Below are 14,657 nucleotides of genomic sequence, written 5' to 3' on the forward strand. Positions count from 1 at the left end.
TCGATGAATTGAGCTAATGGTTGGATGAGCGATTCGCCGTTGATCCTTGGGCGTGCGGGAGCTTCTCTGGTTACATGCCACATTCCGCGCCCGGGCAAAACAGCCCCGCGCCCACGTCCTCAACCCACGCACACACCATCGAGAACCACTGGGCTGCGGTCGCCCTGATCGCAGCGTCCACCTTCATCGTTGTCGCGGCAGAGATGATGCCGGTCGGGCTACTCACCCCGATCGGTGCTGACCTGGTGGAAAGCGAAGGGACCATCGGGCTCTCACTGGCCATTACCGGATTGGTGGCAGCGGCCACTGCCCCGTTCGTGCCCATCGTGACCCGGCGCTTCGATCGTCGGTCGACGCTTATCGTTCTGATGCTTGTAGTCGCCGCGGCGAACGCCCTCGCGGCTCTCGCACCAAGCTTCGCTGTCCTCGCTGTTGCTCGCGTCCTACTCGGTGTGAGCATGGGCGGAGTCTGGGCACTCGCCGCTAGCCTGGCACCCAAATTGGTGGGTTCCAGATCCGTCGGGTTGGCGACCACGATCATCTTCAGCGGAATCGCGGTTGCCTCAGTTCTCGGTGTCCCTGCGGGGACGTATATCGGAGCAGCGGCCGGGTGGAGCGTGGCATTCTGGACTCTCAGCTGCGCCGCGACGCTGATCGCGCTCGCCATGTTCGCTGTCCTACCCGTGATGCCAGCTGATCAAGCTTTGTCGCTCGGCAGTCTCGTGGTGGCTTTTCGGAACCCGGGAGTCCGGGTCGGAATCGCGATTACCGCGCTCATCGTCACCGCTCATTTCGCGGCGTACACCTATGTGCGTCCGGGGCTGGAGTTCTTCGCAGGATTGCACCCTGCGCAGATCGGCACGATGCTCTTGATCTACGGGGCTCTGGGCGTTGTCGGCAACTTCATAGCCGGGCCATCTGCCACCAAGTCTCCGAAGACTGTGGTCGTCATCCTCAGTGCGGGAGTAGCGATCACCCTTGCCCTGTTCCCGATCTCGGCTACCACCTTGATCACAGCTGCTCTGCTCATGGCGGCTTGGGGCCTCTTCTACGGTGGTGTATCGGTGAGTACTCAAACATGGATCGCACAAGCAGCTCCCGTTCACCGAGAGGCCGCTGCGGCTCTGTGGGTTGCAGTCTTCAATGCAAGCATCGCCCTCGGCGCGTTCGCGGGTGGACGCATTCATGACCACTCCGGTTCCGAAACGGTCTTCTGGATAGCCGCGGGAATCGCCACTCTCGCAATGCTGCTCGCCACATTCCGCAATCCCGTCGTGGCAAAGCATGAACTGACAACCTAGCCGCCTACACAAAACCTTCATAGAGGCAGGAACACAGATATGCACCAGACACCCGTTTCGACATTCATGGATGTGACCGAGATGCTCGAACGCTACCGGGACAAATCGCTGTCTCCGGTGGAAGTGCTCGAGTCCACCATCGAACGTATCGAGGCGCTCAACCCGACCTTGAATGCAGTGGGACACACTTTCTTCGATGCGGCACGGGCGCAAGCGAAGTCAGCGGAACGCCGCTACGCCCGCGGTTCGGATGTCAGCCTTCCGCTCGCCGGTGTTCCCGTTGTGGTGAAAGAGGATGAACCGGTACAAGGCCAACCGTGGACTCAAGGGTCCAAGGTCTATGAGGACCTGATCGGCACCCACACTTCGACTTTCGTGCAGCGGATCGTCGACGCCGGTGCCATCGTCCACGCGCGATCGACGGCACCCGAATTCTCCTCGGCCGCGTTCACACAGTCCGAGTTGTGGGGCGTCACTCGCAATCCGTGGAACACGAAATACTCCTCCGGCGGGTCTTCCGGTGGATCGGCAGTCGCACTTGCCGCCGGTATGACGCACTTGGCTACCGGTTCCGATGTTGCAGGATCGATCCGAACTCCGTCGTCACTCAACGGAATTGTCGGGTTCAAGCCACCGCATGGCCGTGTCCCCGTCGATCCGCCATTCAATCTCGATCGCTACTGCCACTGCGGTCCGATGGCTCGCACCGTAAGTGATTGCCTCACACTGCAGTCGGTCATCGCGGGACCGACCTCCACTGACATTGCCTCGCATGTACCGGCATCGCCGTTGCCCGGCTTCGCAACGCATTCGTGCGCAGGAATGCGTATCGCCGTGATCCCCGCGTTGGGTGACTGGCCGGTTGATCCGGACGTTGCCGCCAACACCGCCAAGCTGGTGGACACCATCACTGCGCTGGGCGCACGCGCGGAGATCATCGAAGTCGACCTGTCACGCGCTGCAATCATGCGTGCGGCCGCCATTCACTACGATCACGTGTTCGGTGCATCGATCTCCGCCGAAGCGTCCGCGCACCCCGACAAGGTCACCGAGTACGCGAAGGAATTCGCCCGATGGGCACGCCGCACCCGTGGTGACGCGACTTTCCTCGATGGACTCGCGATCGAAGCCGAACTGTATTCGTCGATCGGATCCCTGTTCGACACCTATGACGCGTTGATCACTCCGGCAGTGGCGACGGAGGGCTTTCTTGCCGGCGACAACTACGTCGGGAACGGAATCAATGTCGCTGGAACAGAATTGGAGTTCTACCTCGAGGCTGTCCCGGCCATCACCTTCAACATCCTGAGCAGCTGCCCGGTGCTGACAATCCCCACCGGTTTCGCTCGGAACGGAATCCCCACCGGTACACAGATAGTCACGCGGCCGTACGACGACCACACGGCCTTTGCGATAGGGCTCGCCCTCGAGAAGGTCCTGCCCTATCCCGGCAATCACCCGGACTGCCAGGCCTTCTCGTGAGAATCTCGGGCAGGCGGGTGAATCACGCCACGCAGAATTCGTTGCCCTCTGGGTCGGCCATGCTCACATGGTGACCTTCGAATCTTTCCAATTCTGAGGCGCCCGCGCGTAGTAGTCGTTCGACCTCGCGAAGGATTGCCGCCCACTTCTCAACTGGGGTCCCGTCTCCGGATACCCGGAGATCGAGATGCAATCGGTTCTTGGCGACCTTGGATTCAGGAACCTGTAGTAGACAGAGTCGGGGAGCCACTCCGAGCGGGTGGTGCAACCAAGCGCCGCCCATCCCGTCGCCTTCGTCGTCGAAAGTGGCCAGCCACTCCTCCCGGGTCGAAAAAGGCTGCGGTGGTGGCTCATCGACGTATCCAGCGGCTATCTTCCAAAACGTAGCCAAGCGGTCGGGGTCTGTGCAATCCATCGTCAGATCGACTCGAGTGAGCATCTGTCGATGTTAACGCCCAAGACAATCGAGTGTCGGGAGGTAGGAAGCTTGCGGCATTCTTCGGAACCAAGATGCTCGCCGCTATTTCCGCGTGCGCCGTGGGCAGTCCACCGGTCCGTCGGCGGCTCGATTGTCAGCAGCAGCAGATACTCGACCAGTCGCTTGTAGCGTCGATCCCGTATTGGGCCCTGTGCCAATGTGCAGGAGGACGTCACCGCAACCGCTGTCGGGGGCCGCGTTCGGGAATGTCGAACAAGCCGATCGTTCGGATCGCTATCATTCTGGCTACGCCCGCCGACCGGGCCGGGATCTCGAGGAGACGCGTGAACCACACCACGACCGAATCTACTGCCGTGCCGCCCGCGTCGTGGTTGCCGATGAAGTACCCTCGGCGCGGCGGTTTTGCCGCCGACGTGGCACCTGTCGATCCCGCAGCCGGTGCCGAACTCGATCGACAATTCGACAGCGACGACCAGTTTGGCGAATTCAGTTCAGCGTATTTGGTCAATGATCCTGATCCTGACGAGCTCACCCTCGCCGCCCGGAAGTATCAAGCCGGTGAGATCTCCGCTGTCGGTGCAGCTGCTTTGTACTGCATACTCGGCCGCTACGCAGATAACGACCGGCAACAATCGACACTTCTCGTGGACGGGTTGGTGGCACGGCACGGGTTGGTCTTCGCGGTCGAAGCACTCTTGGAATGGGCCGACCTGCGGTTCGTTCATGTTTCGGTGCCTGTGTCAGAGCTGGGACCCGACGCGGTAATTGTAGTGGCGAACATCGGCGGTGAGTCGCCAGCTGCGGGATACAAGATGCCTGAGTATGTACTGCGCGAGCAGCTCGGGCGGACGGACGAACCTGATGCGCAAGTGGTCCGAGAGCACATGCTCGACCGTATGCGCGGCCTGTTGGCGACAGCCTCTGACGAGGACTACGCCGCAGCCCGAGAGGTGGCGTCGTCGATGCGCACCAACAGCACCCGCCGTTTGACGGCGTCGTACATCTTTCCGACCGAGGAAGGATGGTCGGAAGAACTCATCATGGGAATGCGCGCTCGGTGGTATCACTGGAACACTCAGCTGACGGTTTCGTCGAACACGGTACAGCAGCTCGAACGGGTGACCGACTCACACGCAATGCGCAGTTGGCTCGAGGACGACGCGATGGTTGCCGCAGTAGTTGACGGCATAGGTGCAGGTCTTACCGGACTGTTGGTCGACGCGTTCGACAAACCAAACCAGTACGGACACATGAGGGACGAGGCGACACTGCTCCGAATCCTCTGGGCGCTCTCGGCGATACCCACCGACGAAGCGTTCACTGCTCTGGTCGAACGTCGCCACGTGAAGAGTGCGTTGCCCGCGGTCCTACACGCAATGCAACATTTCCCACGTCGAGCATTGAAGATATTGGCAGGGAAGGATATCGACCTGTTGGACCGTCACGTGCGGGCGAATCCCGACATCGCCGCCGAGCTGTCGCCTACACTTCCCGAGCCTGCACGGCGAAGGATCGCCGAATTGTCGACGCCGACGCCCGAGGCCACGGATCTTCCGCCCATTCTCGTCGCGCCGCCATGGTCGAACAGAAAGAAAGCGCTCGAGGTCGCGGTGATCGGTGATCTCGTTGCTCCTGAAATCAGCCGAATAGTCTGGCTTCCAGGTGAACTCGAACAAATCAAGAACACTCCGAGCGACTACTCCTACACCACGTGGGAAAATTACAAACAGTATGTGCAGGATGTATCACCGCGTTCCACCCATGACTGGAACACCTGGGTGATTTTTCTACTGGCCCCAGACGAAATCGCGCGCCCGTTCCTGACGGACTGGCCCGGAACCTCGCTCAAGGATCCACTTCGGGTTGTCGCTCGCTACGAACTCGATGCGCTGCCGCTGATGCTTCGCTTCACGCGCGCTCATCCAGGTGCCGCGGCGCCATACTTGATGCCATATGTCGATATCGATGTCGCGCGCGTGCATGCGACGATGTTCGCCACCAGGAAGAATCTCCGCAAACCTGCGATGGCGTGGCTGGTCCGACACGCTGAAGATGCAGTGGCACTACTCGTTCCAGACGCAGTGGGTCCGGCAGGTGCTCAACGTGATCATGCTGCCGCCGCCCTGCGTGCGCTCGCCAGAACAACCTCACGCGAGACAGTGGTCGACGGAGCGAACCGGTACGGCCCCGAAGCCGGGCAGGTAGTCGCCGGCATTGTCGATCTCGACCCGCTCGAGATGTTGCCCAAGCGGATACCGAAAACTCCGGTTTGGGTGGATGTCTCTTCACTTCCGCTGATTCTGAACGAGAATCGATCAGCCGCACTGCCGACGTCGGCGGTGTCGACGATCCTGACGATGTGCGCAATCGGAACCGCGGACGCTCCTTACGCCGGACTCGATGTAGTAACTGCGTACTGTGACCGATCGTCGCTCGCCGAGGCCGCGTGGGAACTATTCGAACGATGGTGGGGTGCCGGCGCTCCGTCGAAGGACAACTGGGTGATTCTTGCGCTGGGTTGGCTCGGCGACGATTCGACCGTGGCAAGATTGGCACCCCTCGTCAGACGGTGGCCAGGTGAGAATGGTGCAGCACGAGCACAACTCGGTCTCGATGCACTTGCTGCACATGGGTCAGCCCGCGCGTTGACAGAACTCGATCACATCTCCCGAAAAATGAAGTTCAAGTCGTTGAAGAACGGAGCGGCACAACGCGTCGCAGAGTTGGCCGACAGTCTCGGGCTCGATCGAGAACAGCTGGCCGACCGGATCGTTCCTGATCTCGATCTGACGCCGGACGGCACTATGAACTTCGACTACGGGACGCGGATGTTCACCGTCGGTTTCACGGAGGCTCTCGTGCCTTATGTGCTCGACGGAGGAGGTAAGAAGACGTCAGGACTGCCCAAACCCACCAGAAATGACGACGTTGTTCTCGCCGAGAGTGCGAAGAAGCGATTCACCGAGCTTAAGCGAGAGACGAAAGCTGTTGCTGCCGAGCAGATCAAACGCCTGAACCGTTCGATGGTTACCGGGCGCCGCTGGACTAGGACAGAATTCGACGACTTCGTGCTCGGCCATCCGCTGCTGATTCACCTTGCACGGCGACTGCTGTGGGCATCGTTCGATGACAGCGGTCTGCCTACAGTCGTGTTCCGGGTCGCGGAGGACAGTACCTTGGCCGACATCGACGACCAGACCGTCGAGCTACCGGAGGGCCGTATCGGGCTAGTACACCCCGCGCACATACCCGATACGGTGGGCGCGTGGTCCGACGTGTTCGCCGACTACGAAATCTTGCAGCCTTTCCCACAGTTGGGTCGTGCTGTCCACGATCCGCTACCCGATGACGTCGACGGGAGTGGTCTGAGTCGATTCACCGGAGTAACCGCCAGCCCCAGTCAGGCACTGCGGTTGACGTACAGAGGATGGGAACCGGTGTGGGAGAACCCAGCTTCCTGGGGACAAGGCCTGCTGTACCAGCTCAGCGATGACGTGTCTGTTCTGCTGGGGTTGGAGCCCGGGATGGGGACGGGAGACCCTTACAACGGGTACCCCGATCAGAAGCTCGTTTCGGTGGAACTCCGTGGGGGGACTTTGAACGATGTCGATCGTGCGACGGTCTCCGAACTCATCGCAGACTTGGCAGGGTTCGCCTCGTGACTTCACGAGTCCAGCGCCCACCGGCTGAGGAGCGGTTTGCCGAGGAACTTGCGCGTTTGGCCGAAGAAGACACTGGGCCGCGACCACCGGGGTGGCGTCTAACCCTCACGTCGGCGCGGACGTTCGTCATGGGCGACGTCGAGCTGGGAATAGCGCCGAAATACGTAGGCAACGCATCGCTCGTCGAACGCTCACTCGTCACCTTGGCGACGACACGTGGATTGATGCTGGTGGGAGAACCTGGTACTGCCAAATCGCTACTGTCAGAGCTCATCGCCGCTGCCGTGAGCGGGGATTCGACTCTCACGATCCAGGGCGGTGCCGCCACGACCGAGGATCAGATCCGGTATTCGTGGAACTATGCACTGCTCGTCGCGGAAGGCCCCTCGACTCGATCGATGGTTCCAGCGCCGATGATGCGTGGAATGGCCGAGGGACGCGTCGTGCGGTTCGAGGAGGTCACGCGGTGTCCGCTCGAAGTGCAGGACACTCTGTTGTCGTTGCTGTCCGAACGGGTGCTGGCAGTCCCGGAACTTTCCGGAGACGACGCAATGGTCTATGCCCGTGAGGGTTTCAATGTGATCGCCACCGCAAACACCCGCGACCGTGGCGTCAACGAGATGAGCGCCGCACTCAAACGGCGCTTCAACTTCGAGACCGTGCACCCGATCGCCGATTTCGACACCGAAGTCGAACTCGTGCGAACAGAATCGGCGGCCTTGCTGCGTGCTTCCGGTGTAGCCGCAGAACAAGATCCGGCAGTGTCCGAGTTGTTGGTCACGCTGTTTCGTGACCTACGTACAGGATTCACCGCGAACGGATCGCCGGTCGAGCGACTGTCATCGGTGATGAGCACGGCTGAAGCGGTGTCCCTTGCGCATGCCACCGGTATTCGTGGGTGGTTCTTGCGAGGAGACGCCGGTACCGTCACCGACCTCGCCGAGTCCCTGGCCGGCACGGCGACGAAAGACAACAGTGAGGATGCTGCCCGGTTGCGCCGCTACGTCGAGAAAGTAGGGTCGCAGCGGACGAGTGCGGCATGGCAAGAGCTACGCCGGGCGCACGCACGTCTGACCGGACCGTGAGCGTCGCTGTGGTGGACGCTGGTCGCGACGTCGTGGTGATCGGGATTCGGCACCACAGCCCTGCGTGTGCTCGGATCGTGGCGGAGACCATTGAACGCTTGCAGCCGACGCATGTCTTGATCGAGGGACCCGCAGACTTCACCGATCGAATCGATGAACTGAGACTCGATCACAAGTTACCGATCGCGCTGTACTCCCACGTGCGACGAGGAGCGCACACACGTGTGACATGGGCTGCCTTCACCGATTGGTCTCCAGAATGGATCGCCCTTCGGTCGGCCTCCAAGGTGTCGGCGGAGGTTCGGTTGATCGATCTTCCCGCCTGGCACCCCGCTTTCGACGGGCCGCCGGACGAGTACAGTGTTGCTGCAACAGTATTGGCGGTCCGACTGGGACTGGACACGGTCGACGCGATGTGGGATCACGTCGTCGAGTCGCGCGCCGATACGCTCACTGTCGAGGAACTGACTGCCGTCCTCGACGACTACTTCGATGCGATCCGGGTAGGTGACGCCACAGTATCCGAGCGCGAACAGTACATGGCATCGTGGATACGGGCCGCTCGCGAGCGCCCCGGAAGCGGTGCTGTCGTTGTCGTCTGCGGCGGGCGTCATCGGCCGGCGATCATGTCCGAACTGGCTCGCGGTAGACCGACCGACGGATCCTGGCCCGCCGTTCCGACCGCGGGCCCTGATGTCGACATCGGCAGTTACCTGGTCCCCTATTCCTACAGTCGTCTCGACCTGGAATCACCATGGTGGTACGAGAAGCTCTGGCAGAAAACGGCATCGGCCGGGGAGGTTGCAGCCGCGGCGATCGTCCGTGATTTGCGATCCCGGAATCAACGCGTCTCGACAACGGATTTCATCGGATTCCGTACGCAGATCCTCGGACTCGCCGCTATCCGTGGTCACGCGCTGCCGACGCGACGAGATGTATTAGATGCTGCAGCAAGTACATTGGTGGGTGAGGCGTTGGCGTCGCCGCTGCCTTGGACACTCGCAGGGGAACCTCTGGGGCCCGAACCCGACCCCGTCATCTCGGCCTGTATGCGCACGATGCGAGGTGATCGGCGGGGCAAACTACACCGTGATTCACCGGTACCGGGATTGGTTTGTCACGTCGATATGCTGCTCGAGGAGTTCGACCTCTTGCCCGGCCCTGTTGTACTCGACTTGGCCGACGAGCGTAGTCGTCAGCGTAGTCGTGCACTACATCAGTTGCGTGTGCTGGGAGTGCCAGGATTCGAGCGAACTGCAGGTCCAGGCAGTGGTTCTGCAGTGGTGTCGACAGAACGGTGGATGATTGTCGACTCCGCAGACCGCCTCCCGGTGCTGGTCGAGGCTGCAGCCAAAGGCCATACTCTGGTAGAGGCAGCTGGGGCCAACCTGGAATCTTCGCTGACTTCGGCTGCGGCTGATGTCGAGCGTCTTGCACACATTCTGTTCGATGCAGTTCTTTGTGGACTCGACTCGGTGGCTGACCGAACCGAGTCGATCGCATCCGAATCATTGAAGGGCGTAGGAGATCTCGGGGGCACAGGCCTGCTGCTTCGAGCCGCTCTGGACCTGTGGCGGCACGATTCACTCTTCGGGAGCCGAGGGTCCACCCTGCTCGGGGCGATAATTGATTCGGCGTCGTCGCAGGTCGTTGCGCTGGCGCACCGAGTTCGGGCCACGACCGGTGGCGCTGATCTCCTCCGGATATCAGCTCTCGCAGCGTTATCTGATGCGATGGAGTATGCGACGGAGATCCTCTCGACTGATCCGGCCGACGAACTGACCGCTCTGGCTCGTGACAATGGTGCCGCGGTCGACATCAGGGGATCGGCCCTGGGAACGTCCTGGGATCGAATTCCCCCCGATGCAGCAGTCGACGCCGTTCGATCGATTCCTGCAGAACACCTCGGTGATTGGTTGTGCGGACTGTTCGGAGTAGCACGTGAGCGTTTTCTGGACGCGGAATCCAGCGACACAGTGTTGACCGCCGTCGATGAAATCGTGAGCAGACTGTCCGAACACGAGTTCCTGACAGCACTTCCCGCGCTACGGCAGTCCTTCGAATTCTTCCCTCCCCGTGAACGCGACATCATCGCGCGCCGCCTGACAACGTCGACACCAGAGGCTGCAGTCGTGAACTCCCTGGATGTCGGAAGGCAGCTCGACGCCCGGGTGGACGACGCGCTTGCCCAGATCGGTATGCGATGAACATCGAACGATGGCGGCTGATTCTGGGTGATGCGTCGGCCGGAGTACTCGGTGATCCAACGGGCGATGCGGCTGAACGCGACGACGCGTTGGAGTGGCTGTACGGCCGTGACCCGGCTCGCAGCGCGCAGGGCGTTCGCGCTGGAACTTCCCGACTGCAGGGGACCGACTCCGTAACGACTGGAGACAACCCGGGTGGCGGAGATACGCCCGGTTCCCCGGGTGCGGTTCCGCCGAGTCGCAAGGATGGGCGGTATCGCCCCAATGGGCTCGGCGAAACGACGGTGACGGCCGTGGACTGGCTCGACGACATCCATCGTCTTTTTCCTCGCGAGACAGTTCATCGACTCGAACGCGACGCCGTGGAGAAATACGAAATCACCGAAGTGGTGACAGATTTGGAAGCGTTGCAGCGTATCGAGCCCAGCGTGACTCTGCTTCGAGCAGTGCTGCGTACCAAACACCTGATGGATCCCCGAGTTCTGGCGATGGCAAAAAAGGCTGTCGACAATGTCGTACGCGAGTTGATCGAGAGGCTCTCGGTGGACGTCCGCAGGACCTTCCACGGCAAACGTAGCCGACACAGAACAGCGTTTCGTAATTCGCGCAATTTCGACTTCGAGGCAACGGTTCGCGCCAATCTGCAGCATTGGTCACCGCAAACACGCAAGATTGCTATCGAAAAGCCTTTGTTCACTTCGCGAACTCGTCGGCACACGGATACGTGGACGTTGATTCTGTTGGTCGACCAGTCCGGATCGATGATCGACTCTGTCATCCACTCGGCGATCACCGCTGCATGTTTCTGGAATGTCCCCGGATTGAGGACTCACCTCATTGCATACGACACCAATGTCGTCGATCTCACGTCCGAGGTTCTCGACCCGGTCGAGCTCTTGATGGGCGTCCAATTGGGAGGCGGGAATGACGGTGCAAAGGCCGTCGATTATGCCGCGCAACTGGTGGATACGCCGCAACGAACGATTGTTGTCATCATCTCCGATCTGTACGAAAGTGCACCGGATCGGTTCGTACGGAGCGTTGCCGGTCTCACTGACAATGGTGTGCGTGTCCTGGCGCTTGCAGCGCTCGACGATGCTGGTGACCCTGATTACGACCGTGAAATTGCCCGTCGCTTGACGCGACTGGGTGTACACGTCGGTGCGATGACTCCCGGAGGGCTGGCCGAATTCGTGGCCGGTTGTATTCGATGACGCCCCGGCCTGATCTGGCTGCGCTCACCGACGATGCGCTTGCGCTGGTCGCCAATCGCGGGCTCGTCAAACGAGCCGCGCGTATGTTGGCCGAGGAAACGCCCGAACTCTTGGTGACGAGCGAACGGATCCTCGTCCGGTACGTCGACGGTGTCGAAACCAGTCTTCCTGCCGGCGTTCCATTCTCGGAAGCGTCGTGCACGTGTGGCGCAAGCTCGGTGTGCCGGCACCGTGTCGGTCTTGTTCTCGCTTATCGGGCGAATCACGGGTCGAGCTTCGATCACATAGACTGGACGCCAGGGGAATTCGATGACGAGGCGCTGGAGGCATTTCTCGGAGCGGCGGTACTGGCACGGGCGAATCGGACCAGGCGGGAGGGCTACCAGGCAACAGTGCATCGAGCTCGAGGTACAGATCCTGTTGTGCGAGTTGAACTCCCACATTGCACGGTCCGGTTCTTGGTTCCACACGAACTGAGTCACGCCCATTCTTCGGCATCTGCGCACACGACGGCAGAAGCGATAGCACTTGCCGTGTGGGCGGTTCGGGCGGCGGACGAATCCGGAACCGACCATGTGCACGTGGGTCGGAGTTCAGTCGTGCGAGATGCTGATCGAAGTGCTATGGCAAGGGCCTTGGCGCGGACGATCCTCGTGGACGGTCTGTCCACCACAACGGCGGTGCAACACGCCACTGCCGTCAGAGACGCCCGCACCATTGAGGCAGGTTCCGCAATCTGGTTGGCCGATGCGTGCATAGAACTGACCGACCAGATCGAGGCCTATTCGGTGCGGCATGCCGGGCACAGTCGCACACGAGTGGCGATGATCATCGCCGAGATTCATGCGAGGGTCGAACTCGGTGAATCGGTCGATTCATCGCTTGCCGGGACAGCACTAGGGACCGAGACTCCCGGTGAAACTCCGCTGCGTCGTTCACGTCTGATCAGCCTCGGCGCGAGGGTGACGGCGACTGGCGATTCGACTACCGCCGATATCTACTTCGCCGAACCAGATTCGGATGCAGTCTTTCTCATGAGTCACGATTGGTCGAGTGAATCCGACGAGGCACTCTCCGGGTATGCGATCTCGACTCGCCGAATTGCCGGTTCGACGGTCGCCGCTTTGGCTTCATCGACAGTGCTCACAGAATCAGCGGTTCGCCGTGCCAACCACAGAATCCGCCTCGGGCGTAAAGGGATCGGGCGTACTTCCATTCTCCCTCTCGGCGTCGACGCGTGGGAAAAATCGATTGACGTGGTGGACGACTACGCCGAGATGCATCGCCGGTTCATCGAGCGCCCGCCGTCGTTTGCCCGAGCCCGGCTGACTACCGATGGCGTCGGTGTGATGCGAATAGATTCTGTAATCAGCACCGATTACGCTCCTGCAGAACAGATGTGGACAATGCGGGTCGGAGATGGGCGTGGCAACCTGGCGCAGGTGAGCGTCGTACATCGAGCGCATGCGCCCGGTGCAATCGACGCGATGGTCCGGGCAATGTCGGCCCGGCCGAGGGCCGTGAGCGGTCGGCTGACTGTCCGAGCCGGTGCGTTGTGGATGACACCATTCGCTGTTGCATGCGACCTCGGCGTCATCGTTCCCGATCTCGAAGAAGGCCTCGGCAGTGCGACGATGACTCGCGCAGTTGCGACGGGCGGTGTGGACGCCATCGACAGTGCGCTGGAGGGGGCTCTATCCGTACTCGCGGACATCGCTCACCGCGGGCTGAGAAATGCGGCTGAGCCTACTATTTCTGCGCTTCGTCGTTGTGCAGCGGGGGTAGTCATGGTCGGTATGGCTTCAACGGCGCGAGCCTTGGAGTGCGTAGCCGGTGCGATTTCGTTCGGTGAGCTGGAGACGTCGGCAGATGCGTGGGTTCATGCTGTGATCCGGATCGTCACGGCCATCGAATCACGTTGAGACACTCGGCTTTGCCTCGCTGCGACCCTGTCGGCCATCAGCCTGCCTGCAGGTTTCAATTCTGAGGGGCTGCCAATGGGTATACAGGTTCTGGCTCGCAGTCATGCCGATCTGGACCTGTTGCAACTCGCGCACGGCTTCGGCAGCGTTGACACTCGCTCTGGTGAAGGGTTGACCAGAATGTAGTTAGGTGCCATATTAGTTGCATGGCAGTGGACGGAACCGATCACGACTCACCCACGTTGGATCAGGCGCGGCGGCAGTTGGAGCATTACGGCCTCGGGTCCGATCCGCAGGCGGTGCTGGTTGCGGTGCGGCTGATTTCGGCGGGCGCGCGGCTCGGTCGAGCAACCGAGGTTCACTTCGCGAGGTATGGACTGTCGACCGGCCGTTACCGATTGCTTGCGGATCTGGAAGACCACGACGGGGAGAAATCTCCCTCGCGACTGGCCGCTGATCTCGGCGTCTCGCGAGCCACGGTGACCGGGCTGGTCGACGGCCTCGAGCAGGAGGGTTTGGTCGCTCGGCGTCCGTCCGCCGAGGACGGGCGTGGTGCGGTGGTCGTCCTGACTGCTCGCGGCGCTCAGCGTTTACGTGACATGGCGCCCGAACACTTTGCTCGTCTCGAGGAAATGGTCGACGAGCTCACTGTCGACGAGCGTGCGGTTTTTCTGGACCTGCTCTCGCGGGTCGTTCGCGGTATCGGTGCGCTGACTGCGGAGTAGTCGGCTGGGATTCCAAGCCGTCGGGTAGCGATTCGAATCGTCGTCAATTCTCGACAGAGGCTTCTCCTTCCATGCCCAAATAGTTAGCCACCTAATTATAAACGGAAAGTTGGTCTCCTTCATGTCCGGACACACCCCGCCGATCCGTCGCGAAAACAAAAGGGAGATAACCGATTCCAATCGAATCGACCCGGTTGCCGATCGTCGCGCCGCACGATCATTCACCCTGTGGAGAGAGGTGCTGGTCGCCTACCTTGCCCCTGCGCTGATGGCGGGTGCGGGCGGAGTCGCCGGCCAATCGGGCCTCACGATGGCGGCATTTACGTCCATTGCGGGCACGTCGGCAGTGGTGGCGTTGCTGATCGGCTCCTGGCTGCAGCGTCGCGGGAGGTCACGACCGTGGACCACGGCCCTGCCTCGCATCGTGGTGGCGGCAATTCTTGCCGTCGGAGCCGCTGTGATTGCTGGTCTCGTCGGGTGGTTCGCCTCCCGTTGGCTACCAGCTCACACGAGCGTGGTCGACACCGCTCGGCTTGCTCGCCTGCAACTCGATCTACCGATATCTGCCGCTGTGGCTGCCGTCATCGTCAGCTGGCGATGGCGCCGTCAGAATCCCTGAC

At 61.2% G+C, this 14,657-nt stretch carries 10 protein-coding genes; 9 read left to right on the forward strand and 1 reads right to left on the reverse strand.

Annotation, left to right across the window (positions count from 1 at the left end; genetic code table 11):
* Positions 1 to 74: 74 nt before the first annotated feature.
* Both AC2ETI_RS28695 and AC2ETI_RS28700 read left to right on the forward strand, forming a co-directional pair.
* Positions 75 to 1,301, forward strand: a complete 1,227-nt coding sequence (locus tag AC2ETI_RS28695) for an MFS transporter (RefSeq protein WP_483634719.1) — start codon at positions 75 to 77, stop codon at positions 1,299 to 1,301.
* 39 nt (positions 1,302 to 1,340) lie between these two features.
* A complete protein-coding gene (locus AC2ETI_RS28700; protein ID WP_483634720.1) occupies positions 1,341 to 2,783 on the forward strand; it encodes an amidase in 1,443 nt (480 codons plus the stop codon).
* Positions 2,784 to 2,805: 22 nt separating this feature from the next.
* Here AC2ETI_RS28700 and AC2ETI_RS28705 read toward each other — a convergent pair whose 3' ends face one another.
* The gene (locus tag AC2ETI_RS28705; protein ID WP_483634721.1) at positions 2,806 to 3,222 is read right to left on the reverse strand and encodes a VOC family protein; all 417 of its coding nucleotides are present in this window, start codon (positions 3,220 to 3,222) and stop codon (positions 2,806 to 2,808) included.
* Positions 3,223 to 3,545: 323 nt separating this feature from the next.
* Here AC2ETI_RS28705 and AC2ETI_RS28710 point away from each other — a divergent pair, with 323 nt between their 5' ends.
* The 7 genes from AC2ETI_RS28710 (at position 3,546) to AC2ETI_RS28740 (ending at position 14,656) form a co-directional block, all read left to right on the forward strand.
* On the forward strand, positions 3,546 to 6,884 hold the full coding sequence (locus tag AC2ETI_RS28710; protein ID WP_483634722.1) for a DUF4132 domain-containing protein: 3,339 nt from the start codon (positions 3,546 to 3,548) through the stop codon (positions 6,882 to 6,884).
* Positions 6,881 to 7,969 carry an ATP-binding protein gene (locus tag AC2ETI_RS28715; RefSeq protein ID WP_003943024.1) on the forward strand — a complete coding sequence of 363 codons (1,089 nt, stop codon included), beginning with the start codon at positions 6,881 to 6,883 and terminating at the stop codon, positions 7,967 to 7,969. The genes AC2ETI_RS28710 and AC2ETI_RS28715 overlap by 4 nt, the downstream gene beginning before the upstream one ends.
* Entirely contained in the window at positions 7,924 to 10,176 is a 2,253-nt protein-coding gene (locus AC2ETI_RS28720; protein WP_283567326.1) for a DUF5682 family protein, read from the forward strand. Before AC2ETI_RS28715 ends, AC2ETI_RS28720 begins: the two co-directional genes overlap by 46 nt.
* Positions 10,173 to 11,390, forward strand: coding sequence for a VWA domain-containing protein (locus AC2ETI_RS28725; protein ID WP_080910234.1), 1,218 nt, complete (start codon positions 10,173 to 10,175; stop codon positions 11,388 to 11,390). The genes AC2ETI_RS28720 and AC2ETI_RS28725 overlap by 4 nt, the downstream gene beginning before the upstream one ends.
* Positions 11,387 to 13,312 carry a hypothetical protein gene (locus AC2ETI_RS28730; protein ID WP_182261869.1) on the forward strand — a complete coding sequence of 642 codons (1,926 nt, stop codon included), beginning with the start codon at positions 11,387 to 11,389 and terminating at the stop codon, positions 13,310 to 13,312. Before AC2ETI_RS28725 ends, AC2ETI_RS28730 begins: the two co-directional genes overlap by 4 nt.
* Before the next feature lie 206 nt (positions 13,313 to 13,518).
* The gene (locus AC2ETI_RS28735) at positions 13,519 to 14,037 is read left to right on the forward strand and encodes a MarR family winged helix-turn-helix transcriptional regulator (protein WP_003943230.1); all 519 of its coding nucleotides are present in this window, start codon (positions 13,519 to 13,521) and stop codon (positions 14,035 to 14,037) included.
* 121 nt (positions 14,038 to 14,158) lie between these two features.
* Positions 14,159 to 14,656 carry a hypothetical protein gene (locus AC2ETI_RS28740; RefSeq protein ID WP_483634723.1) on the forward strand — a complete coding sequence of 166 codons (498 nt, stop codon included), beginning with the start codon at positions 14,159 to 14,161 and terminating at the stop codon, positions 14,654 to 14,656.
* Position 14,657: the final 1 nt, after the last annotated feature.

Source organism: Rhodococcus sp. MurmanLake-1 (genome assembly GCF_056945715.1).

What these genes read in the sequence shown, in the direction of transcription:
- AC2ETI_RS28695 (WP_483634719.1), top strand. Translation starts at nt 75, where the DNA reads ATGCCACATTCCGCGCCCGGGCAAAACAGCCCCGCGCCCACGTCCTCA.
- AC2ETI_RS28700 (WP_483634720.1), top strand. Translation starts at nt 1,341, where the DNA reads ATGCACCAGACACCCGTTTCGACATTCATGGATGTGACCGAGATGCTC.
- AC2ETI_RS28705 (WP_483634721.1), bottom strand. Translation starts at nt 3,222, where the DNA reads ATGCTCACTCGAGTCGATCTGACGATGGATTGCACAGACCCCGACCGC.
- AC2ETI_RS28720 (WP_283567326.1), top strand. Translation starts at nt 7,924, where the DNA reads ATGGCAAGAGCTACGCCGGGCGCACGCACGTCTGACCGGACCGTGAGC.
- AC2ETI_RS28725 (WP_080910234.1), top strand. Translation starts at nt 10,173, where the DNA reads ATGAACATCGAACGATGGCGGCTGATTCTGGGTGATGCGTCGGCCGGA.
- AC2ETI_RS28730 (WP_182261869.1), top strand. Translation starts at nt 11,387, where the DNA reads ATGACGCCCCGGCCTGATCTGGCTGCGCTCACCGACGATGCGCTTGCG.
- AC2ETI_RS28735 (WP_003943230.1), top strand. Translation starts at nt 13,519, where the DNA reads ATGGCAGTGGACGGAACCGATCACGACTCACCCACGTTGGATCAGGCG.
- AC2ETI_RS28740 (WP_483634723.1), top strand. Translation starts at nt 14,159, where the DNA reads ATGTCCGGACACACCCCGCCGATCCGTCGCGAAAACAAAAGGGAGATA.